Source organism: Cyanobacteria bacterium GSL.Bin1, assembly GCA_009909085.1.
Taxonomy (GTDB): Bacteria; Cyanobacteriota; Cyanobacteriia; order Cyanobacteriales; family Rubidibacteraceae; genus Halothece.
Map to the genome: position 1 here is coordinate 29,795 of JAAANX010000099.1, position 21,817 is coordinate 51,611.

21 protein-coding genes are annotated in these 21,817 nt (G+C 44.3%); 11 read left to right on the forward strand and 10 right to left on the reverse strand.

The window, feature by feature from the left end; genetic code table 11:
* Window positions 1-195: 195 nt before the first annotated feature.
* From GVY04_13185 to GVY04_13220, 8 genes are all read left to right on the forward strand, one after another.
* Window positions 196-501 (forward strand): BMC domain-containing protein, encoded by a 306-nt coding sequence (locus GVY04_13185; protein ID NBD17050.1) that lies wholly within the window; start codon window positions 196-198, stop codon window positions 499-501.
* A gap of 125 nt (window positions 502-626) precedes the next feature.
* Window positions 627-968 (forward strand): BMC domain-containing protein, encoded by a 342-nt coding sequence (locus GVY04_13190; protein NBD17051.1) that lies wholly within the window; start codon window positions 627-629, stop codon window positions 966-968.
* 8 nt (window positions 969-976) lie between these two features.
* Window positions 977-1,264, forward strand: coding sequence for a carbon dioxide concentrating mechanism protein CcmL (locus GVY04_13195; protein NBD17052.1), 288 nt, complete (start codon window positions 977-979; stop codon window positions 1,262-1,264).
* A 262-nt stretch (window positions 1,265-1,526) separates the two neighbouring features.
* The gene (locus tag GVY04_13200) at window positions 1,527-3,575 is read left to right on the forward strand and encodes a carbon dioxide concentrating mechanism protein CcmM (GenBank protein NBD17053.1); all 2,049 of its coding nucleotides are present in this window, start codon (window positions 1,527-1,529) and stop codon (window positions 3,573-3,575) included.
* Window positions 3,576-3,670: 95 nt separating this feature from the next.
* Complete coding sequence (locus GVY04_13205) at window positions 3,671-4,393, forward strand: transferase (GenBank protein NBD17054.1); 723 nt, start codon at window positions 3,671-3,673, stop codon at window positions 4,391-4,393.
* A gap of 447 nt (window positions 4,394-4,840) precedes the next feature.
* On the forward strand, window positions 4,841-6,262 hold the full coding sequence (locus GVY04_13210) for a ribulose-bisphosphate carboxylase large subunit (protein NBD17055.1): 1,422 nt from the start codon (window positions 4,841-4,843) through the stop codon (window positions 6,260-6,262).
* A 47-nt stretch (window positions 6,263-6,309) separates the two neighbouring features.
* Window positions 6,310-6,720 carry an RbcX chaperonin protein gene (locus tag GVY04_13215; protein NBD17056.1) on the forward strand — a complete coding sequence of 137 codons (411 nt, stop codon included), beginning with the start codon at window positions 6,310-6,312 and terminating at the stop codon, window positions 6,718-6,720.
* A gap of 28 nt (window positions 6,721-6,748) precedes the next feature.
* A complete protein-coding gene (locus GVY04_13220; protein NBD17057.1) occupies window positions 6,749-7,084 on the forward strand; it encodes a ribulose bisphosphate carboxylase small subunit in 336 nt (111 codons plus the stop codon).
* Here the strand turns inward: GVY04_13220 and GVY04_13225 are convergent.
* The gene (locus tag GVY04_13225) at window positions 7,081-7,347 is read right to left on the reverse strand and encodes a hypothetical protein (protein NBD17058.1); all 267 of its coding nucleotides are present in this window, start codon (window positions 7,345-7,347) and stop codon (window positions 7,081-7,083) included. The genes GVY04_13220 and GVY04_13225 overlap by 4 nt on opposite strands.
* Before the next feature lie 590 nt (window positions 7,348-7,937).
* On the opposite strand from GVY04_13225, the gene GVY04_13230 reads away from it, so the two are divergent.
* The gene (locus tag GVY04_13230) at window positions 7,938-8,576 is read left to right on the forward strand and encodes a hypothetical protein (GenBank protein NBD17059.1); all 639 of its coding nucleotides are present in this window, start codon (window positions 7,938-7,940) and stop codon (window positions 8,574-8,576) included.
* Between the two features lie 285 nt (window positions 8,577-8,861).
* Here the strand turns inward: GVY04_13230 and rplI are convergent, their stop codons facing one another.
* From rplI to GVY04_13245, 3 genes are all read right to left on the reverse strand, one after another.
* Window positions 8,862-9,323: a 50S ribosomal protein L9 gene (rplI, locus tag GVY04_13235; GenBank protein ID NBD17060.1), complete on the reverse strand. Its 462-nt coding sequence runs from the start codon at window positions 9,321-9,323 to the stop codon at window positions 8,862-8,864.
* A gap of 147 nt (window positions 9,324-9,470) precedes the next feature.
* On the reverse strand, window positions 9,471-9,665 hold the full coding sequence (locus GVY04_13240) for a transposase (GenBank protein ID NBD17061.1): 195 nt from the start codon (window positions 9,663-9,665) through the stop codon (window positions 9,471-9,473).
* Between the two features lie 220 nt (window positions 9,666-9,885).
* Complete coding sequence (locus GVY04_13245; protein ID NBD17062.1) at window positions 9,886-10,698, reverse strand: acyl-CoA desaturase; 813 nt, start codon at window positions 10,696-10,698, stop codon at window positions 9,886-9,888.
* A 124-nt stretch (window positions 10,699-10,822) separates the two neighbouring features.
* Here GVY04_13245 and GVY04_13250 point away from each other — a divergent pair, with 124 nt between their 5' ends.
* On the forward strand, window positions 10,823-12,070 hold the full coding sequence (locus GVY04_13250) for an aminotransferase class I/II-fold pyridoxal phosphate-dependent enzyme (GenBank protein NBD17063.1): 1,248 nt from the start codon (window positions 10,823-10,825) through the stop codon (window positions 12,068-12,070).
* Here the strand turns inward: GVY04_13250 and dcm are convergent.
* The 6 genes from dcm to GVY04_13280 all read right to left on the reverse strand — a co-directional run bounded on the left by dcm (window position 12,065) and on the right by GVY04_13280 (window position 18,919).
* Entirely contained in the window at window positions 12,065-13,363 is a 1,299-nt protein-coding gene (gene dcm, locus GVY04_13255; protein NBD17064.1) for a DNA (cytosine-5-)-methyltransferase, read from the reverse strand. The two genes, GVY04_13250 and dcm, sit on opposite strands and share 6 nt — an antisense overlap.
* A gap of 73 nt (window positions 13,364-13,436) precedes the next feature.
* Window positions 13,437-14,558: a UDP-N-acetylglucosamine 2-epimerase (non-hydrolyzing) gene (locus GVY04_13260; GenBank protein ID NBD17065.1), complete on the reverse strand. Its 1,122-nt coding sequence runs from the start codon at window positions 14,556-14,558 to the stop codon at window positions 13,437-13,439.
* Window positions 14,559-14,771: 213 nt separating this feature from the next.
* Window positions 14,772-15,527: an isoprenyl transferase gene (locus tag GVY04_13265; GenBank protein ID NBD17066.1), complete on the reverse strand. Its 756-nt coding sequence runs from the start codon at window positions 15,525-15,527 to the stop codon at window positions 14,772-14,774.
* Entirely contained in the window at window positions 15,524-16,459 is a 936-nt protein-coding gene (locus tag GVY04_13270) for a TIGR00159 family protein (protein ID NBD17067.1), read from the reverse strand. The genes GVY04_13265 and GVY04_13270 overlap by 4 nt, the downstream gene beginning before the upstream one ends.
* 123 nt (window positions 16,460-16,582) lie before the next feature.
* Window positions 16,583-17,968 carry a diaminopimelate decarboxylase gene (gene lysA / locus GVY04_13275; protein NBD17068.1) on the reverse strand — a complete coding sequence of 462 codons (1,386 nt, stop codon included), beginning with the start codon at window positions 17,966-17,968 and terminating at the stop codon, window positions 16,583-16,585.
* Window positions 17,969-18,154: 186 nt separating this feature from the next.
* Window positions 18,155-18,919 (reverse strand): phycobilisome rod-core linker polypeptide CpcG, encoded by a 765-nt coding sequence (locus GVY04_13280; GenBank protein NBD17069.1) that lies wholly within the window; start codon window positions 18,917-18,919, stop codon window positions 18,155-18,157.
* Window positions 18,920-19,255: 336 nt separating this feature from the next.
* Between GVY04_13280 and GVY04_13285 the strand changes: the two genes are divergently transcribed.
* The gene (locus GVY04_13285; protein NBD17070.1) at window positions 19,256-21,679 is read left to right on the forward strand and encodes a response regulator; all 2,424 of its coding nucleotides are present in this window, start codon (window positions 19,256-19,258) and stop codon (window positions 21,677-21,679) included.
* Window positions 21,680-21,817: the final 138 nt, after the last annotated feature.

Sequence of the window (21,817 nt, forward strand, 5' to 3'; positions counted from 1 at the left end):
ACAATGTCATTTATGCTTTTTTTTGGTAGGGAAAATAACCCACCCCGTCAAAAATGAGCACCTTCAAATTTTTGTCTAGGGAAAAGCTCATCCGTTGCCGAAATGGGAACTGAAGAGCCAACTTGCCCTGAAGCGTGCCAAATTTGACACTTTTATATAGACAAATCTCTAGCTTGACAATCGAGGAAAACACATATGCCAATTGCGGTTGGAATGATAGAAACGCTAGGCTTTCCCGCCGTCGTGGAAGCAGCCGATGCGATGGTTAAAGCAGCCCGTGTTACCTTAGTGGGCTATGAAAAAATCGGAACCGGTCGTGTCACCGTCATTGTTCGTGGCGATGTTTCCGAAGTGCAAGCCTCAGTCAGTGCTGGGGTCGAATCTGCCAACCGAGTTAATGGCGGGGAAGTGTTATCAACACACATTATTGCTCGTCCCCACGAAAACCTGGAATACGTCCTACCGATTCGCTACACCGAAGCAGTAGAACAGTTCCGATAATTTTAATGGGGGCATTTCAAGCATCCCACCTAATCCCGTGATTTGGCATCAGTCTCGATTGAGATGTCCCCGCCGTTCCATGTCGTGAATTAACAACGCTCAACTCCGAGGAGGAAACCAAACAAATGGCAGTCGCAGTAGGAATGATAGAAACGCTAGGCTTTCCCGCCGTTGTGGAAGCCGCCGATGCAATGGTCAAAGCAGCCCGTGTCACCTTAGTGGGCTATGAAAAAATTGGAACCGGTCGTGTAACCGTCATTGTGCGCGGTGATGTTTCCGAAGTTCAGGCTTCAGTGAGCGCTGGTACTGAGTCTGTGAAACGAGTCAATGGGGGACAAGTCTTATCCACCCATATTATTGCTCGTCCTCACGAAAACTTAGAATACGTCTTACCGATTCGTTATACCGAAGAAGTAGAACAATTCCGCGAAGGCGTTGGTACCCCTCGCAACATCACTCGCCAGTAATCTAGATTATGCAGATGGCAAAAGTTTGCGGAACAGTGGTTGGCACACAAAAATTGCCGAGTATGACCGGTGTCAAATTACTCTTGTTGCAGTTTATTGATGCTAGCGGTGAACTGCTTCCGGAATACGAAGTCGCTGCCGATCCGGTTGGTGCTGGACTAGGGGAATGGGTCTTGGTTAACCGCGGTAGCGCTGCTCGCCAAACAGAAAATCATCAAAACCGTCCCCTTGATGCCATGGTTGTTGCCATTATTGATACTGTTACTGTGAATAATCGCCGACTATACGGTGAATAAAATAAAAACTAATTTTAGTCCCGCCGCAGGGGTGAGAAATGAAAAGGCCTGTCTCGTCAAACGGTTTAGCGTGAATTAACGCTCTGTTCAACCAATGACGAACTTTCTCTAGAAAATCAGCCCGAAGATCTCACCCCAAAGGGAGTCAACTCGGGCAGCAAGCTTGAGAGAAAGGGCGAGAAAATGTCAAGACAGTCAAAATTGACGTTTATACCGCTCTTTTGCCTAAAACAAAAGCGTTTACATTTAGGAGGAACAAACAATGGCAGTCCGCAGTGAAGCGGCTCCACCCACTCCTTGGTCAAAAGCCCTCGCCGAACCCCAAATAGACGAAAGTGCTTATGTCCATTCCTTTTCCAACATTATTGGTGATGTTTGGGTCGGAGCGAATGTCCTGGTTGCACCCGGAACTTCAATTCGCGCTGATGAAGGCTCACCTTTTGCCATTGGAGAAGGAACGAATATCCAAGATGGAGTCGTCATTCATGGTTTAGAAGAAGGGCGTGTAGTTGGGGAAGATCGGAAGCATTATTCGGTCTGGATTGGAGAGGATACTTGTATTACCCACATGGCCCTAATCCATGGCCCTTGTTATATCGGTAATAATTGCTTTATTGGGTTCCGTTCCACCGTGTTTAATGCGCGTGTTGGCGATGATTGCATTGTGATGATGCATGCCCTCATTCAAGATGTGGAAATCCCGCCCGGAAAATATATCCCTTCGGGCGCGATTATCACCAATCAACAACAAGCTGACCGCTTACCGGATGTTCAAGAGTCAGACCGCAAATTTGCTCACCATGTTGTGGAAGTGAATGAAGCACTCAGAGCAGGATATCACTGTGCTCGGGATGCGAGTTGTATTATCCAAGTCAGAAATGAAGGGGCTCGACCAGAGCAACCGGGTAATGGCAATGGGGCAAAAACCAGTTATCAAAAAGTGGTGAATAAACCCAGTCCAAATGGAAGCAAGCAATCACAGGGGGGAACAAACTTGAAACCAGAAGCAATCGAACAAGTGCGATCGCTGCTGCGACAAGGCTATCAAATTGGTACCGAACACGCAGACAAACGACGCTTTAGTCGCAATTCCTGGCAGAATTGCGCACCGATTCAAGAAATGCAAGAACGCAGTGTTATTCAAGCGTTAGAAGCTTGTTTAGCCGAACACGCAGGAGAATATGTTCGCTTGTTTGGGATTGATCCCAAGGCGAAACGACGGGTTTCGGAGGTGGTGATTCAAACACCGAGCGATCAACCCAGTGCGAATACCAGTTACAGTAGCACCAATGGCGGATATCAGCCCAGTTATCGTCGTCAAAGCTACCAGGGAGCCAGTCAAAGCAGCGGCGGTTTAGACCAAGATACGACAGAACAAGTGCGATCGCTGCTCAATCAAGGCTATCAAATTGGTGTGGAACACGCCGATAAACGACGCTTTAGTCGCAATTCTTGGCAAAATGGCGCACCGATCCAAAGCCGTCAAGTTGCAGGCGCGATCGCGGAATTAGAAGCCTGTTTATCAGAATACAACGGTGAATATGTCCGCTTGATTGGCATTGATCCGAAAGCAAAACGGCGGGTTGTAGAACAGCTCATTCAAGAGCCTGGACAACAAAATGGCACTGCTGGCAAACACGGAACTTCTCAAGCTAGTCAAGCGAGTCGTGGCGGAAGCGAAGCAGTGGGCGGTGAGATTGCTGAACAAGTGCGCTCCCTGGTCAGCCAAGGGTATAACATCGGCTTAGAATATGCCGATCAACGCCGCTTCCGTCGCAATTCCTGGCAAAATGCTGGACAATTGGAAGGGAATGTGAATCAAGTCCTTTCAGAATTGAATGCCTGCTTAGCCCAACATCCGAAAGACTATGTGCGCCTCGTCGGCATTGATCCCAAAGCCAAGCGCCGAGTCTTAGAGACTTTGATTCAGCAGCCTGGAAAACAGAGTGCTTCTACTCAGCAAGGGGCTCAAGCTTCACCAGCAGCCAGTCGTAGCAGTAATGGTCGTCAAAGCTATAGCCAATATAACGGCAATGGTGCCAAAAGTAGCTTAGATCGAGAAACCGTTGAACAAGTGCGAAACCTGCTGCACCAAGGCTATCAAATTGGAACGGAACACGCGGATAAACGACGCTTTAGTCGCAACTCTTGGCAAAGTTGCGCGCCCATTGAAAGTACCCGTGAAGCCGAAGTCCTATCAGCCCTCGAAGGTTGCTTAGCGGATCATCAAGGAGAATATGTGCGTTTAGTGGGCATTGATCCCAAAGCCAAACGACGGGTCCTGGAAACAACCATTCAGCAACCCGCTTAGGTTGATTCATGATCAGGAGTTGCCTTTAAACACTCCTGATTCCTGAATCGAATTTTTTGTAAACCTTATTGCAAGCCATTTAGTGGCTGTAGTCCATGTCTGTGCTTTCCCTGCCGACAATCAGTCACAGCCAAATTTATGTCAGTGGTGATGTGGTCATTGATGACACCGCAGCGATTGCGCCCGGCGTGATTCTGCAAGCAACCGCCAACGGGCGGATCATCATTAAAGCAGGGGCTTGCATTGGAATGGGAACCGTTTTAACGGCAAATCAGGGAACGATCGAAATTGGTGAAGGAGCGGTTTTAGGGGCAGGGGTTTTAGTCGTTGGTTCTGGCAAAATTGGCGATCACGCCTGTATTGGCGCAGCAACCACCCTCATTGACTCCTCCGTTGCAGTCCGGGAAGAGATTGCCCCAGGCACCCTCAAGGGAGATACCTCCCGTCAGGAGAATCTTTCCCCGAGTGATTCCGATAGCAAATCGGAAACGAATCATGCCGAACCCACCAGTAATGGTAGCCATCCTCCACCTCAGCCAGATTGGACACCGCCAGTATCAAGCACGAACAAAGCCAACAATAATGGTAGTCCGGTCAATGGTCAACCCGTAGATTCGACTCAACCCACTGCGGAGACAAATAAAAAAGACCAGCAATCTCCCCCTGATTCCTCTTCTCAGCAGCAGTCCCCGACCAATACCAATACCACGATCTATGGTCAAACCCATATTGAACGTTTGATGGTGACTTTATTTCCTCACAAGGAGAACTTTAAACAAGAAAAAAAAGACGAATCGGGTAATGTAGGGCCGGAATAGCGATTAGTTATTAGTAATGTCAAAGAACTAACTAATAATCAATCAGTATGGTCAAAAATGTTCTCACAAACCCTTTAAAACAAAAAGAAAATTTGTAAAGAAAAGTAAATTGATCAACAGCGGTAAAACCCTTCCCCTGGTTAGTCTGAGTGTGCTTCTGAAAACTAGGGGAAAAGCGGGTCAATTGCTGTTATTATTAATATGATGCTCGAAATTTGTAATCATCGAGTAAGGAGATTTAGATTGAAAAACAAATAAGTAAAAACTATTTTGCTAAAAATTAATATTAATAGGTAAAATGTAACCAACTCATGTTACAGTAAAAAACTAAGTGAGGCTAATAAATAGCAAAAACCGAAAAGAATCACTCTGAAATAAAGAAACAGAACTTTTCGGGATAACATCTGAAACTGGTGATCTCAAGACCTCAAAACTCAGGAGAAAGAAATGGTACAAGCACAACAATCATCTAGTGGATTTAAGGCTGGGGTACAAGATTACGCCCTGACCTACTATACTCCCGACTACACGCCGAAAGACACTGATCTTTTAGCAGCATTCCGAGTAACTCCGCAGCCTGGGGTTCCTCCTGAAGAAGCAGGGGCTGCGGTAGCTGCTGAGTCCTCCACAGGAACTTGGACAACGGTATGGACAGACAACCTGACTGACTTAGATCGGTACAAAGGACGTTGCTACGAAATTGAAGCGGTTCCCGGTGAAGATAACCAATACTTTATGTTCGTGGCTTACCCCATCGACTTATTTGAAGAAGGGTCCGTCACGAATATGCTCACTTCAATTGTGGGGAACGTTTTTGGATTTAAAGCCTTACGGGCGCTGCGTTTAGAAGACCTTCGGATTCCTTTTGCTTACCTCAAAACTTTCCAAGGACCTCCTCATGGGATTACTGTAGAGCGTGACCTCCTCAACAAATACGGTCGTCCTTTACTCGGTTGCACCATTAAGCCCAAACTCGGTTTATCCGCGAAAAACTACGGTCGGGCAGTGTATGAGTGTCTCCGGGGTGGTTTAGACTTCACCAAAGACGACGAAAATATTAACTCTCAGCCTTTTATGCGCTGGCGCGATCGCTACCTCTTTGTTGCGGAAGCGGTTCACAAAGCACAAGCCGAAACCAACGAAATTAAAGGGCACTATCTCAACGTGACTGCGCCGACCTGTGAGCAAATGCTAGAACGGGCAGAGTTCGTGAAAGAATTGGATATGCCCATTCTCATGCACGACTACCTCACCGGCGGTTTCACGGCGAACACCACTTTAGCAAAATGGTGTCGCGCGAATGGCGTTCTCATGCACATTCACCGGGCAATGCACGCGGTCATTGACCGTCAGAAAAACCACGGGATCCACTTCCGTGTTCTCGCGAAATGCTTACGGATGTCGGGTGGCGACCACCTCCACTCAGGAACCGTTGTCGGTAAATTAGAAGGGGAACGTGCAATTACCCTTGGTTTTGTGGATCAAATGCGCGAAGACCACGTGGAAGAAGATCGCTCTCGCGGTAACTTCTTTACCCAAGATTGGGCTTCTCTAGGAGGTGTCTTCCCTGTTGCATCTGGTGGGATTCACATCTGGCATATGCCAGCACTGGTTGATATCTTTGGTGATGATTCCTGCTTACAGTTTGGTGGCGGTACCCTCGGACACCCTTGGGGAAATGCGCCGGGTGCAACAGCGAACCGGGTTGCCCTTGAAGCGTGTGTTCAAGCACGGAACGAAGGTCGTAACTTAGCTCGTGAAGGCAACGACATCATTAAAGAAGCAGCTCGCTGGTCTCCTGAACTGAAAGTAGCCTCTGAACTCTGGAAAGAAATTAAGTTCGAGTACGAAGCAGTCGATACCCTCTAATTGCTACTGCCAAGAATTGTGATTTGGGTCGGGAAAGGTTAACTATTATGAACTCAAAACGAGTGGCTCAAGAAACAGCGAAAGTGCTGCAAGACTACCTCACTTATCAAGCAGTGCGCACGATTCTTGACCAGTTATCGGAAACCAATCCCACCCAAGCCATCTGGCTACGACAGTTTTCTCAACAGCATAATTTGCAAAATAGCGAAGCTTACCTAGAAGCCTTAATGGCAGAACGGAAAGATTTAGTGATGCGAATTATGACGGTTCGAGAAGACCTTGCTGAGCGAGTCTTAGATTTTTTACCGGAGATGGTTCGCTCAGGTGTTGAGGAGTCGAATTTACGATACCGTTGCCAGATTTTAGAACGGCTCACCCAAACCCAATCGGAAAACTCGGACAATCCAGACTCAGATGATTCGTCCTCTTTTCCCGATGATTCTCATTCTACTGAATAATCTCGTTGTATTGATCTGATTAAAAACCATGAAAACAACACCGAAACAGCCTCATTACGAAACTCTATCTTATTTACCTCCCCTCACTGACCAACAGATTGCTAAGCAAATCCAATATATGTTGGATCAAGACTTCATTCCTGCAATTGAGTTTGAAGAATCTCCGAGCCCGGAAGATCACCACTGGACCCTCTGGAAACTCCCTTTATTTGATGCCAGTTCTCCTCAGGATGTGCTCAATGAAGTCCGGGAATGTCGCTCTGAATATTCCAACTGCTATATTCGTGTCGTAGGCTTTGATAATATTCGTCAGTGCCAAATGGTTAGCTTTATCGTTTATAAACCCGATGGGATCCGTTACTAATTTTCTCTGCGGGTGAATTTTGCCTCCACTGTTGTCGTGGAGGCTTTTTGTATTGGTTCAAAGGGCTTGTCGTTCATCAGGCTAATAGTTTGATTGGGAAGGTTCAAAGTTCCCAGATTCGCTCGGTTTGTGCTATTTCTCGCTTGTTTTTCCTTTTCGCTGTAACGACCTTTTATGTTACTGCTCAAGGCGTTGAGGTAGTCTCCTGGTTTTTCCTTATGGTGGGGGCGCGATCTAGCGCGATCGCGCAGATTTAACCGCATTAAGACTCTAATCGCGGAAGATTATGAAAATCAAGGTTAATGATCAAGGTGGTTCTAGATACATCGGTGTTTGTTTCCGCGCTGTTGAGCCGAAACCCTAAAACAGCTCCCAATCAAATTTTGGAGGGGTGGCAACAAGGCGCTTTTTCCCTCGTCATTTATTATTTCTCAAGTTTTATCACGGGACGCAAGTTTTAACCCCTAATCTGTTTCTCAAGAGATTCCGTAACGATTGAAAAGCAAGCAAAGCGCGTAGGTCTCCAGACCGAGCCGTAGGCATCGCGCTCAGTAGAAAAAGGATTAACGGGACTTAGACAAAAAAACAACAAGAAAACAGCCTCAAACACAGTCATGGCAATGAATTTACACCAACCCCCTAAAAATCGCTGAAACCCAGCTATATCCAGAAAACTGCTCAATCGAAGTAAAATAACTACTGTGTAAGGGTTTGAGACTGTTTTTGCCTCACGATTGTTTAAGTCCCGTTAACTATTGAAAAGCCTGTCAGTTAAGAATCCTAGACTTGCTCAGTAGGGATTACTTAAAATTCATGTTACCTTAAGGGAATTCATCTAAAATAGCCTGCAGAAATGAAAGTTTTGATAACAGGCTTTGAGCCCAATGATGAAGGGTTAAATGCCTCAGAGTTAACGGTAGTGTCGTTACGTGACAACTCCCCTCAAGAGCTTACTCCGTACATAGACAAGATTGCTTTCAAGATTCTACCTGGCAATACCAATACCCTTGGGGAAATCGTTGATGAAACTCTCAAAGCGTTGTCGCCCAATCTTGTTATTGGCATCGGGCAAGCCAAAGGTTATAATAAAATTGCTCTGGAACGGATGGCAAAGAATTTGAGATATTTTGTCACTCTAGACCGAGCGGGCAATGCGCCCAAAGGAGAAAAGGTGGTTCCAGAGGGTCCTGTTGCCTATTGGAGTACTCTACGCGATCAAGAAGGTTTAGTCTCCCAACTGGAACATCATCAGATTCCTGCTAGAATTTCCAATGATTGCGGCACTCATCTGTGTAATCAAGTCTTCTATCATTTCCTTGATTGGCAAATGCTTCATCATTCTGAGATGACAGTTGGTTTTATCCACATTCCAGTTTTACCGGAACAAGTGATTAAATATTGGGCAGACTCTCCATTTATGCCGATGGAGATGACTCGTCAGGCTTTGTCACTCATCATTAGCAGACAGATTCAACTTCTTAATTCAGTCTGATACGCGCTCTTGTGTCAACCTTGAATAATATGAGTTCGGGATCAGTAAAGGAGAGGTAGTAAGCTGAAAATAGCTACTTTCGTCACTTCATCTCGCTCGAAACCCTTAAGCAGTATATAATAATCCGGCTCTACCGAACCTGTTGTGTAAAACTGTTAGAGATTTACCCTTAATTGAACAAAAAGTAGGGATGAACTCTCTTCATCCCTACCCAATTAAACCGCTCGGTTTCCTTTTCCTCAACATGAAAAAAGACAAAAGCTCTCGAATCAAGTGAAGATCACGTTAGAGAGAAGCCACTTGAATTTCAATATTAGCCGTTACTTCAGGATGAAGTCGGACTTCAGCAGGATAGAAACCAATGCGACTAATATCATCCGGTAAAACCACACCTCGGCGATCAATATCTTGTCCAGTGGTTTCCTTAACCACATCAACCACATCTTGAGGAGTGACCGTCCCAAAAATGGCTTCTCCTTCACCCACTTGCTTACGAATCATAAAACGACCAATGGTTTCCAAGGCAGTTTTCCGATCTTGTGCTTCTTTGAGAATTGCTAATTGACGCTGACGTTCTTTTTCTTGTCGCTGTTCAACTTGTTTCAAAATTCCAGGCGTTGCGACACTCGCCAAGTTCTGCGGAATTAAATAATTACGGGCATATCCAGGAGCCACTTCGACCAAATCGTCTGCTTGACCGAGCTTTTTCACATCTTTGCGTAAAACAACTTGTACTCGTTTTGCCATGACTTTTACTATATTTTTCTAGAATTAACCGAAACAATCACCACCGGCGTTGGAAAAAGGTGGCACAAACTTTTATTTTACCAACAAAATTAGTAACTGGAGAAGCTCTATGAATGAAAGCCGGGATAAGGCTTATTTTTTATCGCGTCACCCATAGCCATCGGTCACAGTGATTTGCACCTCAATCGCTGCATTAGTTTTAACACGAGTGATGAAATCAATGCCTTGAGCAATTAACTTCTGCCAAAACTGAAAATGATAAAAACCTCGGTCGAGCCGGAGCAGAGTTTGAGGGGAAACTAAATCTAGTAAATCTTCTTCAAAACGAGTTAATGCAAGCACGAGGATTTTCGGCAAACCCAATTTTCACAGGCAACCGAGTGACTAAATCCATCACTACACCTATAAAGTCAAATATCATGCTGACGAAATTATCAATGATTGAGTCAGTTTAATCGAAAACCCTGAGCAGAATTTTTTAAAACAGAGAAAACATTCAAGAGCTTTGAAAAAAAAATAAGCCCCACCATCTAGGGTGAGGTAAACCTTGATCTAGATTGAGCTAGTGTTTAACGAGCTTGACATTTTTGGCTAAACCAATAAGCTCTAAAAAGCGGATCATCATCCAAGTCATATCAAATTCCCACCATTGCAAACCATGCCGTGCTGAATATTGGTAAGCATGATGATTATTATGCCAACCTTCACCATAGGTTAATAATGCAACCCACCAGCAATTACGGGATTGGTCTTTCGATTCATGAGTTTGATAACCAAATTTATGGGTGGCGCTATTAACAAACCAAGTACAGTGAAAGACCACTGCTAAACGGACAAAGACTCCCCAAATCACAAATGGCCATCCACCGAGTGCATAGAGGAAAAGTCCAAAGGCAACTTGAATGAGAATAAAATATTTTGATAAAAATTGATAGAACGGGTCGGAATTAATATCTTGTGTGTATTTAGGAATATCTTTTTTTAAGGGAATTTCATGAAGCATCCAGCCCATATGACTCCACCAAAATCCTTGATTAGAATCATGGGGATCAGCCTGATGATCAGAATATTTATGATGCATGCGATGCAAACCAACCCAGTCAATCACACTGCCCTGGGCAGATAAAGCGCCGCAAAAAACTAAGAAATACTCTAGCCACTTGGGTACTTCTAAGCTGCGGTGACTCAAAAGGCGGTGAAACCCTAAAGTAACACCTAATCCACCTGTAACCCAATGCATAAGCAAGGCAACTCCCACCGCTGACCAACTAAAAAAGTTGGGCAAAAAAGCAAGAAGTGCCACTAAATGAATCGATGTAATGTAGGCAAAAGTTACCCAATCGAAAGGTAGTTTTTTCTCGGTTGCAACAGTCATGAACTAAATTACGTTTCCTTATGAGCAGTTTAATGGTATTGTGCTGGTTCTAGCGGTTCTAATGCAAGACAAAAATTGAAATCAATTCTTAAATTTCTCAAAATTTTTGCACAAACTAGAGAATATGAACAGCCAACTCTTGTTAGAAAAAGCGCAAACAGCACTCTTTCCAATTTTTTCGAGAATTGACACCAAGGTCAAGCATAACGCAAAAAAAGTTCTGGAAGCATTTCGACAAGAACGGGTAGGCGTACATCATTTTGCTAGCGTTAGCGGTTATGGACATGATGATTTAGGGCGGGATACCCTTGATCGGGCTTTTGCTAGGGTGATGGGGGCTCAAGCAGCAGCAGTACGGGTACAGTTGGTTTCGGGAACTCACGCGATCGCGTGTGGTTTATTTGGCGTCCTGCGTCCCGGAGATGAAATGCTGGCAGTAGCGGGAAAACCTTATGATACTCTTGAGGAAGTCATTGGTTTACGGGAATCCGCACCCGGATCGCTGAAAGATTTCGGAATTTCTTATCGAGAACTGGCTCTTACCTCTCAAGGCAGTCTTGATTGGGACGCCTTAGCAACAGCCATCAGACCGAAGACTCGTTTAGTGTTTATTCAACGCTCTTGTGGCTATACCTGGCGCGAGAGTTTATCCATTGCTGAAATTCAAAAAATTGTGGAAGTGGTCAAGGGGCAAAACCCCAATACCATCTGCTTTGTCGATAACTGTTACGGGGAGTTTGTGGATACCATCGAACCGCCAGTGGTTGGGGCAGATTTAATTGCCGGTTCTTTAATCAAAAATCCGGGTGGCACGATTGTTACGGCAGGCGGATATATCGCGGGACGAAAAGACTTAGTAGAAGCCGCTTGTTGCCGTCTCACTGCACCGGGAATTGGTAGTGAGGGGGGAGCGACGTTTGACCAGAATCGGCTCTTATTTCAAGGACTTTTCTTGGCGCCGCAAATGGTAGGAGAAGCGATTAAAGGGACTCATTTGGTTGCTCATGTCTTCCAACAACTGGGTTATCCGGTGAACCCACTTCCTGAAACCCCTCGTCGCGATGTGATTCAAGCCATTAAATTAGGTAGTAAAGAAAAATTGCTGACCTTTTGTCGCGCGCTGCAGCAACAATCGCCAGTGGGGTCATATCTTGATCCTGTTCCCGCCCAAATGCCCGGTTATGAAAGTCAGTTGGTGATGGCGGGGGGAACCTTTATTGATGGCAGCACTTCCGAGTTATCTGCCGATGGACCCCTAAGAGAACCGTATTTGGTTTTTGTGCAGGGGGGAACCCATTGGACTCATTGCGCGATCGCGCTAGAAGCAATTATTGATGCCTTTACTCAGCAAGAGAAAGCAGAAGAATCATAATTTTTTACGTCTCATCCTTGGGGCAATGGTATGAGAATTAACCCCATAAAATTGAGCAGCTTTTGACATTTCTAAGTTCAATAATTCAGTATTTCCTAAATGAAACGTTTGCTCTAATCGTAATGGTTCAACATTTAAAGCTTGTCTAACTTGTTCTGCCACTGCTTTAGCCAGTAAGGGCGGAACCGAATTTCCAATTTGTCGAAACCCATGCCATTTTGTGACATGAAATCGAAACCAATCGGGATAAGAATGAAGTCGAGCCGCTTCTCGGACTGTAATACATCTTGGAAGATAAGGATGAATGGGGCGGGGCGAAGTAAAAGCACCTCGATTACTGGGCGTTCCCGCCCTTAACGTATTACAAATTCCCTCAGAATCAAGTTTATAAAAACGGCTAATCGGTTCAGTTTTTCCAGGTGGAGTTGCAGCGAATCTCGCCATTGATTTTTCTGTATGTTTTGTTCTCAAGCTAGCAGTTAAGAGACTCGAATCATAGTAACGGTAATAACTATAATCATCTTTAACCTCTCCAGTTTTTCGTAATTGATGACTATAGTAACTGGGAGTTCCAAATTCCGCTTTTACCGTATCTTGTGTCAAAAGTTCTGGATAGTTTTCAATAGTCGGTAAATCGGTAATTGCATCCCCAACAGTCGGACTTTCCAGTAAATCATGTTTTAATAATGTCACTTTGCTTTTTGCTGGTCTCGTCAAGTCTAAAGGATACTCAGGTAGAACTTGATCATGACGACATCCCAGTAAAAAAAGACGTTTGCGATTTTGAGGAACGCCAAAATTAGCAGCATTTAAAACTTGATACGGGTGTTGGACATGATAGTGATTCTCCTGAAACGCACCGATTAATTCTTCTAGTAATTGCTGTGACTTTCCGATTGCCATGCCAGCAACATTTTCCATGACAAAATATCGGGGTTGGAGTTCGAGGACTAACCGTAAAAAGTGAAAGACTAAGGCATTGCGATCATCGGTTAAAACGCGTTTGCCAATTAAAGAAAACCCCTGACAAGGCGGTCCACCAAAAACGACATCAATCTCTTGAGTTTGAATCGCAGAAGATTGTCGAATTTCATTTCCTGTTAATTGCGCCGCATCTTTACAAAGCACTGACCAAAACGGAAAATTAAATTCATGAGCTGCTGCATGGATGGGGTCAATTTCTACAGAAGCTAAAACATCAAACCCTGCTTGTTCAAACCCTAAGGTCATACCTCCTACACCAGCGAATAGATCAACCGCAATGGGACGTTTAGCTTGAAACTTGTTGCCCATTTCCTCAAGTTATTCTCCCCATTACTTTTTGGTAATGAAAACCGTCAACCAACTGCGATCTTATAAATTTAAATTAGGTTTTTCCTAGAAGATAACGCTCAATAATGTTGACAATTCGCTGAGACGCTTGACCATCCCCAAACGGATTAATTGCCATTGCCATGCGTTGATACATATCAGGATTGCTGAGTAACTCACTGGCTGCTTGCAAAATTTGGTGCGGCTTTGTTCCTACTAAGCGAGCAGTGCCAGCAGTTACCGCTTCAGTGCGTTCTGTATTGTCTCGCAACACTAAAACAGGCTTACCTAAACTAGGGGCTTCCTCTTGTAAGCCGCCCGAATCAGTTAATAATAAATAACAACGTTGCATTGCCCCCACCAGTTGGGAATAGTCTAAGGGTTCGGTTAAAAAGACACGAGGATGATTGCCTAATGCTGCTTGAATCGGCTGACGAACGGTTGGGTTGCGATGGAGGGGCAGTAAGAGCGCTGTATCCGGAAATTTTTCTAAAATCAGGTGCAAGCCCTCAAGGATTTGAGTGAGTGGTTGACCCCAATTTTCCCGGCGATGAACGGTTGTGAGTAAAACGCGGTATTGATTCCAATTTAAACTGGGGATATTGCAAGGCGGGTGGCGACGTGCCATGGTGAGCAAGGCATCAATCACCGTATTCCCAGTGAGATGAATTTCTCCGATCACCCCTGAATTTTCTAGATTTTTAACTGCTGCTTCTGTTGGGGCAAAATTAAGTTGAGCCAGTTGACCAATGAGGCGACGATTGGCTTCTTCCGGATAAGGGTTATACAAATTGTGAGAGCGGAGTCCGGCTTCAACGTGAGCCGTGGGAATTTGCTGATAAAATGCTGCCAGTGTTGCCGCAAAAGCAGTGGTGGTATCTCCTTGCACAATGACCAAATTGGGCTGAATTTCAGTAAAAAGGTTTTCCAGCCCTTTTAAGCTGCGACAGGTAATGTCACTGAGGGTTTGTTCCGCTTGCATGATCTGCAAGTCTTGATCCGCTTCGAGATGAAAGAGGTGCATCACCTGAGCAACCATTTCTCGATGTTGTCCCGTCAGAATAACAGAGGTTTTCAGTTGGGAGGAACGTTGACATTGCTGAATGACCGGAGCCAGTTTAATGGCTTCCGGACGCGTTCCTAGGGTGATGCAGACCGTACAGGAGTCAACGTTCATGCCAATCCCCCAATGACATTTGACAGCAGAGAATACTCATGAAATTGTCTGACCGCGGAAGGCGGTGACAGGCAAGCCTGCCGACCCAGCTGGAATCGAATTTCAGCTGGAAAGCGGCTGTGCCTTCCGCACCCGGAATTCGATTCCGGGGAACCTGTCACCTGGAAAGAGGTATAAGGGGAGTTTAACATAAGTCGCTTGCTCTCCCAATTTTTACTTGTGGATTTTACCGAATCGTCGATCGCGCTGTTGATAAGCCAGGAGCGCTTGATGAAAGGCACTGCGGTCAAAATCAGGCCAGAGCGTATCGGTAACATAAATTTCGGCATAAGCCAGTTGCCACAGCAAGAAATTACTCAACCGCATTTCACCACTGGTGCGAATCAATAAATCGGGATCGGGCAAATTGGCAGTATAGAGATGTTGGGCAAATAGCTCCTCATCGAGCTGTTCTACAGTGATTTTTCCTTGTTGCACTTGCTGCGCGATCGCGCGACAAGCAGCAATAATTTCTTGTCTTCCCCCATAATTGGTCGCCACCGTAAATTCAATCCCTGTATTCTTCGCGGTTTGTTCCATTGCTTGCGCGATCACCGTTTGCAACGACTCTGGAAGCACGGTTAAATTCCCCACAAATCGAATCCGCACCTGTTTTTTCATCATTTCGGCGAGTTCTCGCTGTAAGACACGCTCAAACAAGGTCATCAAGAAATCCACTTCTTCTGAGGGGCGCCCCCAATTTTCCGTGGAAAAGGCATAAGCCATTAAGCCAGGAATTCCCCAATCTTGACAACAACGCAGCAAATCTTTGAGCGCATCAACGCCTTTCCGATGTCCCATCACTCGCGGAAATCCTCGTTTTCCTGCCCAACGACCATTACCATCCATGATCACCGCCACTTGTCGAGGAAGACGATTCGCATCTAAATCTGGGGGAAGCTGTTCTAATAGAGTGGGCTTAGTAGTCATTTTTTACGATGAGACTTTGATGACAAAAGACGAAAACTTCGCTTTAAAAGCACTTTTCCCTGTGAGCCAATTTCACGGGTGAGGCGACCCAAATCGGGAGCCACAGTTTCCCGTTCTACAGTCGGCGAAAACCTTAATTCTAACAACTCTCGAAGTCGGCTTCGCGTCAGAGGTCGTTGCAAGGTTCCTTGTTCGGCAAGGGAAATTGAACCGGTTTCTTCTGAAACCACAATACACAAGCAATCTGAGATTCGTTCGGTAATCCCGATCGCTGCCCGATGGCGGGTTCCCAACTGTCGAGATAAACTTTTTTCGGTCAACGGTAAAATAACCGCTGCTGCAGCAATGCGCGATCCTCGTAAGAGCACCGCCCCATCATGTAAAGCGGTTGTTGTTTGAAACAAGGTTTGAATCAACTCACTGGAAATTTCTGCATTTAAGGTTACCCCTGGGCTTCTAAACTGACTCGGATCAATCGGATCGTTCGTTTCTAACAATAACAACGCTCCAATCCGTTTTTGCGATAATTCTCGTACCGCATCTAAAATCTGATCCAAGACATTATCAGGTTGGAGCTTATCATTAGTTGACGACGGAAACAACTGCCGTAATTGACCGCGCCCGAGTTGTTCGAGAAAGCGACGAAACTCAGATTGCAAAATCACAACAATCCCAACCGCCGAGCCAATCAACATTTTTTCTAACACAAATTGCAACAACCGCAATTGAAACAATTGGCTGAGATAAATGGCGACTAGCAACACCACAACCAAAATGATAAATCCCTGAATGATCCAACGGGTTCGGCTCTGTGGTTCTCCAAGTAAACGGATGACCACATAAACTAAGATAACAACGAAAACAACATCAAAAGCAGAAATTAACCAACTGGGAAGCGAAGAAAGAAAATCGGATAAGCCTGGGGAGGGCATTGTTGTGTAGAACAGACAAAAAACAATGGACAGTTAACAACAACAGACAATGAACAATTGTTAGTTGTTATTCATAACTGGTTAAAGGTGACAAAAAAAGAAACAACAACTGAATCTGAATGATCAATGATCAATTGTATTGAGTCTTGGCGGTAAATTATCTTGACTAATTAAATCTTGATAGGTTTCACGATTAATAATAATATCGGCTTGTCCTTCATGCACTAAAACCATCGCCGGACGCAGTAAGCGATTATAGTTGGATGCCATGCTATAGCCATAAGCCCCTGTGCTCATCACGACCAGCGTATCCCCTGCGGTTGTTTCTGGCAGTTTTGCTTCTTTAATGACCACATCTCCCGATTCACAATGTTTTCCCGCAACAGTGACGGTTTCCGTTGTCGGTTGGGACATTTTATTCGCCAACAGTGATCGATAAACAGATTTATAAGTGATCGGACGTGCATTATCGGACATTCCCCCATCGACAGCAATATAAGTTCTGATTTCAGGAACTTGCTTGCGAGAACCCACGGTATAGGCAGTGATGCCAGTTGTGCCCACTAATGAGCGACCGGGTTCACAAATTAATTTCGGTAGCGGGACTTCTGCTTCATGACAAGCAGCTTCAACCGCTTTGGCCACGGTTGCTGTCCATTCGCCAATACTCGGAGGATCATCCGCTTCAGTGTAGCGAATTCCTAAGCCACCGCCAACATTTAATTCTCGCGCCGGTAAGCCTAACGCTTGTGCCATTTTCAGCCACTTCACCAACACCCCGGCTAAATCCTGATGGGGTTGACGTTCAAAAATTTGCGACCCAATGTGGGCATGAACACCAACGAAATCTAACGCTGATGTTTTCACTAAGAAATCAAAAACTTCTGTGACCTGATTGGGATCAAAGCCAAATTTACTATCAAGATGTCCGGTCCGAATATACTCATGTGTATGACATTCAATGCCTGGTGTAATCCGCAACATGACTCGGGGGGAAGTTTCTGTTGCCAGTTGGGCTAAAGTTTTTAATTCTAACCAGTTATCCGCAACAATCGTGCAATTAGAAGCAATGGCTTCTTCTAATTCAGCGCGAGATTTGTTATTGCCATGAAAATAAATGTTTTGCGGATCGACCCCGGCTTGCAGTGCGGTATAAAGTTCTCCACCAGAAGCAACATCGATGCCTAAGCCTTCACTTGCCACTAAGGTACAAATGGCGAGACAGTTGAGGGCTTTCGATGCATAAATTACTAATGACTCTCCAGAATAGTTATTGCTGAAGCCATCTCGATATTGGCGACAAGCCGTGCGAAGACTATATTCATCCATGATGTAGAGGGGAGAACCAAATTGCTTAACCAATTCAATAACATCACAACCGCCAATTTCTAAATGATCTTGAGCGTTAATTTTTGCTGTCAGGGGGAGGAGGGATTGATTGGGAGAATCAGCAATTTCTTGCAGAAAATGGCTTCCTGTCGGTTGTTGCGTCGTTTCTGTTAAAACCATACTTAAATCTTTTGTCTTGGAAACGTTTGATAAAGCAGTCACCTTCCTATTATCTCGATTGATTGGCCAAAGAGCAAAAGAGTCACCGTTTAACAAGATAACTTGCCGGAAGAGCAAATCACCCTGCTAAGCAGTGACCCTTTCTTTTCCCCTGTAGAGATGAAATTAAATTAGTCTGTTTTGAATTTAGCTAACCTTACGATAAGGAACTTTCCTGTCGTAGTCAATATTCATGGCAGAGACTTTGGGTAAAGGATTCCCTTTCGCGCTGTTAAGGTTACGCGCAATATTCAAGTAGGCGCTGGGATCCCCTGCTTTGGGTTGCTTTTCTTGGGGAATAAAGCGACGAACCTGATTTTGCCAAACAATTTGGGGGAAGCCCAATTGTTGACGGTGGTAAGGACCATAGCGAGGGGTTTTGAGATTGAAGGGCGTTTCCCCTTCATCTTTTTGAGGAAGCACCCGACGCCGTTGATAAGGAACCGTATCTTCGCCAAAGTTGTTAAGATACTCTTCACTATTCAGTAAGTCTTCAACGAAACCGTTGATCCCTTTCGTTGCGACCACAATTGACCACGCAATTTTTTCTTGTTCATTGTAGACATCCCGTCCGAGAGCCCGCTGAACACAGAGTTCTACAAAGCGATAGTTGCTATTGGGTTCGTAGTTCAGACGACGGAAGGAATCAGAGGTGAGTAAGCCAAAGATAAAGTCTTTGACACTAATTTGACCGTAACGGAGTTGGGATTCCAGGAAACGTTGACGGTTACTGGCAATCATTTGGTGTTCGCTAAAAATTTGGCGGTAAGCCGCCCAAATAATCGCTTCCGCATCTTCCTCAGAATTCATCATTCCGGGAGTGGGTTTAATTTGTTCTTCACCAGGGACTTCATATCCTTCTACGCGCTGATTTTGGCTAGAAGGGACATAGTTCAACAAAGGTAAGGACACCGTTGAACCTCCTTTACTAAATTTTTCAAAAGTTTATCCTTCATCATACGTGACTGTGGCGGCAAAATCTCAGAAATCTTATAACTTCTTACCAATTTGTTACGAGGAATTGGGAAATTCTCAACTGAGATGGCTAGAGGTTTCAGGGCTTAATCCGACTCAGTCTCGCCCCAAAAAATACAAAAATCTTAAACAAACTATCGGGGTAACATCAATAATGCAATTACCTCATGCCCCTTACAAAGAGTACAAATCGCCTTGATCGCCTTCACCATTACCCCCATCGTATATATAATTCAGATAGCCTTGAGTACTATCTAACCGTAGTTCCCCAAAATGAAATTACCGCAGTTATCCTTCACCACGAGGATCGCCAACTACTTTTTACTATTGGCACTAATAACTGTAGCTATTGTTGGTGGAGTCGCTTATTTCCGTGCCAGGGAAGCCTTGGAACAGGCAGCATTCGATCGCCTAAACGTAGCTGCCACTTTGAAGGAAAATGAAATTAGGCGGTGGTTTGAAGATCGGCAAAGGGATTTTTTACAAACTACCCAGATGCCAGACGTGCAGGATAATTTGGCTATCTTACTTAATTCTCAGTCTGAAGCAGAAAAGCAACAGGCATACAAAGTATTAGAGAGATATTTAGTTCGAGTCAATGAGATTAAGCCCAGTCTCTCGGAAATATTTATCTTAGATCGCAGTAATAAAATTGTGTTTTCGACGAATAAAGAGCGAGAAGGAGATTATGAAATCTTAGCCAATATTACCTATGTTGAAGAGGTGGAAGAGGGGGCTAGTTTTGCACCGATATTTTATGTATCTCCCATTACTAGAAAACCCGCAATTACTTTGGCAAAGCCTTTAGAAAATCGTCAAGGAATGATTTTAGTAGATCTGAATCTCGAACGTATAGATAGCATTGTCAGAGAGAGAACAGGCTTGGGAGAGAGTAGTGAAAGTTATTTGGTAGGCTCATTAATTAGTAAGAATAGCTTTATTGCAGGAAAATCTAGATCGGTCAAAGATTTACCAAATGATATTGATAGCCCAGGCATTAATGCAGCTATGAGTGGCTTGAGTGGTTATGGACTTTATCGCAACTATGCAAACAATTCAGTATTAGGAGTTTACAGTTGGCTCAACGAACAGGATATTGCTTTGCTAGTCGAAGTCACCCAGGATGAGGCTTTCGCTCCTGCCCGTGAATTAGCTAGTGCGATCGTTTTAGTAGGCTTGATTTCTGTAGGAGGATTATTAATTGGGGTGAATTGGTTGGCATTACAACTATCTACTTCCCGCCAACAGTTAGAAAAATCCAGTCAACAGTTACAGCTAAAGGCTCAAGAAGCGGAAGCTGCCAACCTAGCTAAAAGCTCATTCTTAGCTAATATCAGCCACGAGTTACGCACGCCTTTGAATGCAATCTTGGGTTTCTCCCAGCTAATGTCGCGGGATGACACTATTACAAATAGTCAAAAAGAGTCATTAGATATTATTAATCGCAGTGGCGAACATTTGCTGAATCTGATTAACGATGTGCTGGAGATGTCAAAGATTGAAGCAGGGAAGATCGCCCTAAATAATGAAGCTTTCGATCTGCATCGATTGTTGCAAACAATTCAAGAAATGTTCCAAATTAAAGCCGAATCTAAAGGGTTGTGGTTTAAATTCGTACTGGCAGATAATTTACCGCAGGATATTATCAGCGATCCTCGCAAGCTGCGTCAGTTGTTAATTAATCTGTTAAGTAATGCGGTCAAGTTTACTCAGACTGGAGGTGTAACTCTAAAGTCATTTACTGGAAAAAGCGATCGCTTGTTGAAAGACAAAGTTAAGCTGTGCTTTGAAGTAGCCGACACGGGACAAGGTATTGCCTTAGAAGAATTAGACAAGTTATTCGATCCTTTTGTTCAAACTAAAAGTGGAATTCAATCCGAAGGTGGTACGGGATTGGGATTGGCTATTAGTCGTCAGTTTGCCGAATTGATGGGTGGTTCAATTCAAGCCTATAGTGTTTTAGGAGAGGGTTCGACTTTTGCTTTTAATATCCAGGTAGAATTAACAGAGTCTTCTCAGAGCAAAGTTTTACCTGCACCTCAAGTAATCAGACACCTTGCACCAGGACAACCTAAATATCGTCTTGCCATAGTAGACGATCGCGACACAAATCGTTTGGCTTTACTGAAATTACTACAGTCAGTTGGTTTTGAACCTCGCACTGCTAATAATGGAGTAGAAGCGATCGCTTTGTGGCATGAGTGGCAACCTGACTTAATTTGGATGGATATGAGAATGCCCGTCATGAATGGCTATGAAGCAACCCGAACCATTAAAAGTCATCCTCAAGGCAAAAAAACAGTTATTATCGCTTTAACTGCCTCCGCATTTGAAGAACAAAGAGAACAAGCTGTTCGGGCTAGTTGTGATGATTTTGTGCCTAAGCCTTTTTCCGAACAAACTATTTTTGATAAGTTAAGCCAATATCTAGGGGTAACTTTTATCTACGAATCAGAAGTTAAACATCCTGCTAATAAAGCTGCTAAAGCTTCCAATACTCTTACTTTTTGCGATTTAAAATCTTTGCCTCCAGAATTAGTCGCCGAACTAAATCAAGCTGCGATCGCAGTAGATGGCGAAAAAATACGGCAGTTGATCGCTCGAGTTCCTATGTCTCAACAGCATATTATTCGAGCAATTGAGGAAATGCTAAATAACTATGATTTTGACGGCATTATCAATTCAACAGAAAAATAGAACTTTTAAAGAAAAAACAAACAAAAGCATTAGAAATGACAGGAAAACTTTAAATAGAAATTATTGAATCTGTTGAAACATTATCGCTCATTACTTAAACAAGAAAAAAATCCTCAGAAGAAAGACAGAATTCAAGCA

Bases quoted from the DNA above. Each gene is read 5' to 3' on its own strand.
- GVY04_13265 (NBD17066.1), bottom strand. From the start codon at position 15,527: ATGACTACTAAGCCCACTCTATTAGAACAGCTTCCCCCAGATTTAGAT.
- GVY04_13185 (NBD17050.1), top strand. From the start codon at position 196: ATGCCAATTGCGGTTGGAATGATAGAAACGCTAGGCTTTCCCGCCGTC.
- GVY04_13285 (NBD17070.1), top strand. From the start codon at position 19,256: ATGAAATTACCGCAGTTATCCTTCACCACGAGGATCGCCAACTACTTT.
- GVY04_13210 (NBD17055.1), top strand. From the start codon at position 4,841: ATGGTACAAGCACAACAATCATCTAGTGGATTTAAGGCTGGGGTACAA.
- GVY04_13195 (NBD17052.1), top strand. From the start codon at position 977: ATGCAGATGGCAAAAGTTTGCGGAACAGTGGTTGGCACACAAAAATTG.
- GVY04_13220 (NBD17057.1), top strand. From the start codon at position 6,749: ATGAAAACAACACCGAAACAGCCTCATTACGAAACTCTATCTTATTTA.
- GVY04_13190 (NBD17051.1), top strand. From the start codon at position 627: ATGGCAGTCGCAGTAGGAATGATAGAAACGCTAGGCTTTCCCGCCGTT.
- GVY04_13250 (NBD17063.1), top strand. From the start codon at position 10,823: ATGAACAGCCAACTCTTGTTAGAAAAAGCGCAAACAGCACTCTTTCCA.
- lysA (NBD17068.1), bottom strand. From the start codon at position 17,968: ATGGTTTTAACAGAAACGACGCAACAACCGACAGGAAGCCATTTTCTG.
- GVY04_13245 (NBD17062.1), bottom strand. From the start codon at position 10,698: ATGACTGTTGCAACCGAGAAAAAACTACCTTTCGATTGGGTAACTTTT.
- dcm (NBD17064.1), bottom strand. From the start codon at position 13,363: ATGGGCAACAAGTTTCAAGCTAAACGTCCCATTGCGGTTGATCTATTC.
- GVY04_13205 (NBD17054.1), top strand. From the start codon at position 3,671: ATGTCTGTGCTTTCCCTGCCGACAATCAGTCACAGCCAAATTTATGTC.
- GVY04_13270 (NBD17067.1), bottom strand. From the start codon at position 16,459: ATGCCCTCCCCAGGCTTATCCGATTTTCTTTCTTCGCTTCCCAGTTGG.
- GVY04_13225 (NBD17058.1), bottom strand. From the start codon at position 7,347: ATGCGGTTAAATCTGCGCGATCGCGCTAGATCGCGCCCCCACCATAAG.
- rplI (NBD17060.1), bottom strand. From the start codon at position 9,323: ATGGCAAAACGAGTACAAGTTGTTTTACGCAAAGATGTGAAAAAGCTC.
- GVY04_13215 (NBD17056.1), top strand. From the start codon at position 6,310: ATGAACTCAAAACGAGTGGCTCAAGAAACAGCGAAAGTGCTGCAAGAC.
- GVY04_13230 (NBD17059.1), top strand. From the start codon at position 7,938: ATGAAAGTTTTGATAACAGGCTTTGAGCCCAATGATGAAGGGTTAAAT.
- GVY04_13260 (NBD17065.1), bottom strand. From the start codon at position 14,558: ATGAACGTTGACTCCTGTACGGTCTGCATCACCCTAGGAACGCGTCCG.
- GVY04_13200 (NBD17053.1), top strand. From the start codon at position 1,527: ATGGCAGTCCGCAGTGAAGCGGCTCCACCCACTCCTTGGTCAAAAGCC.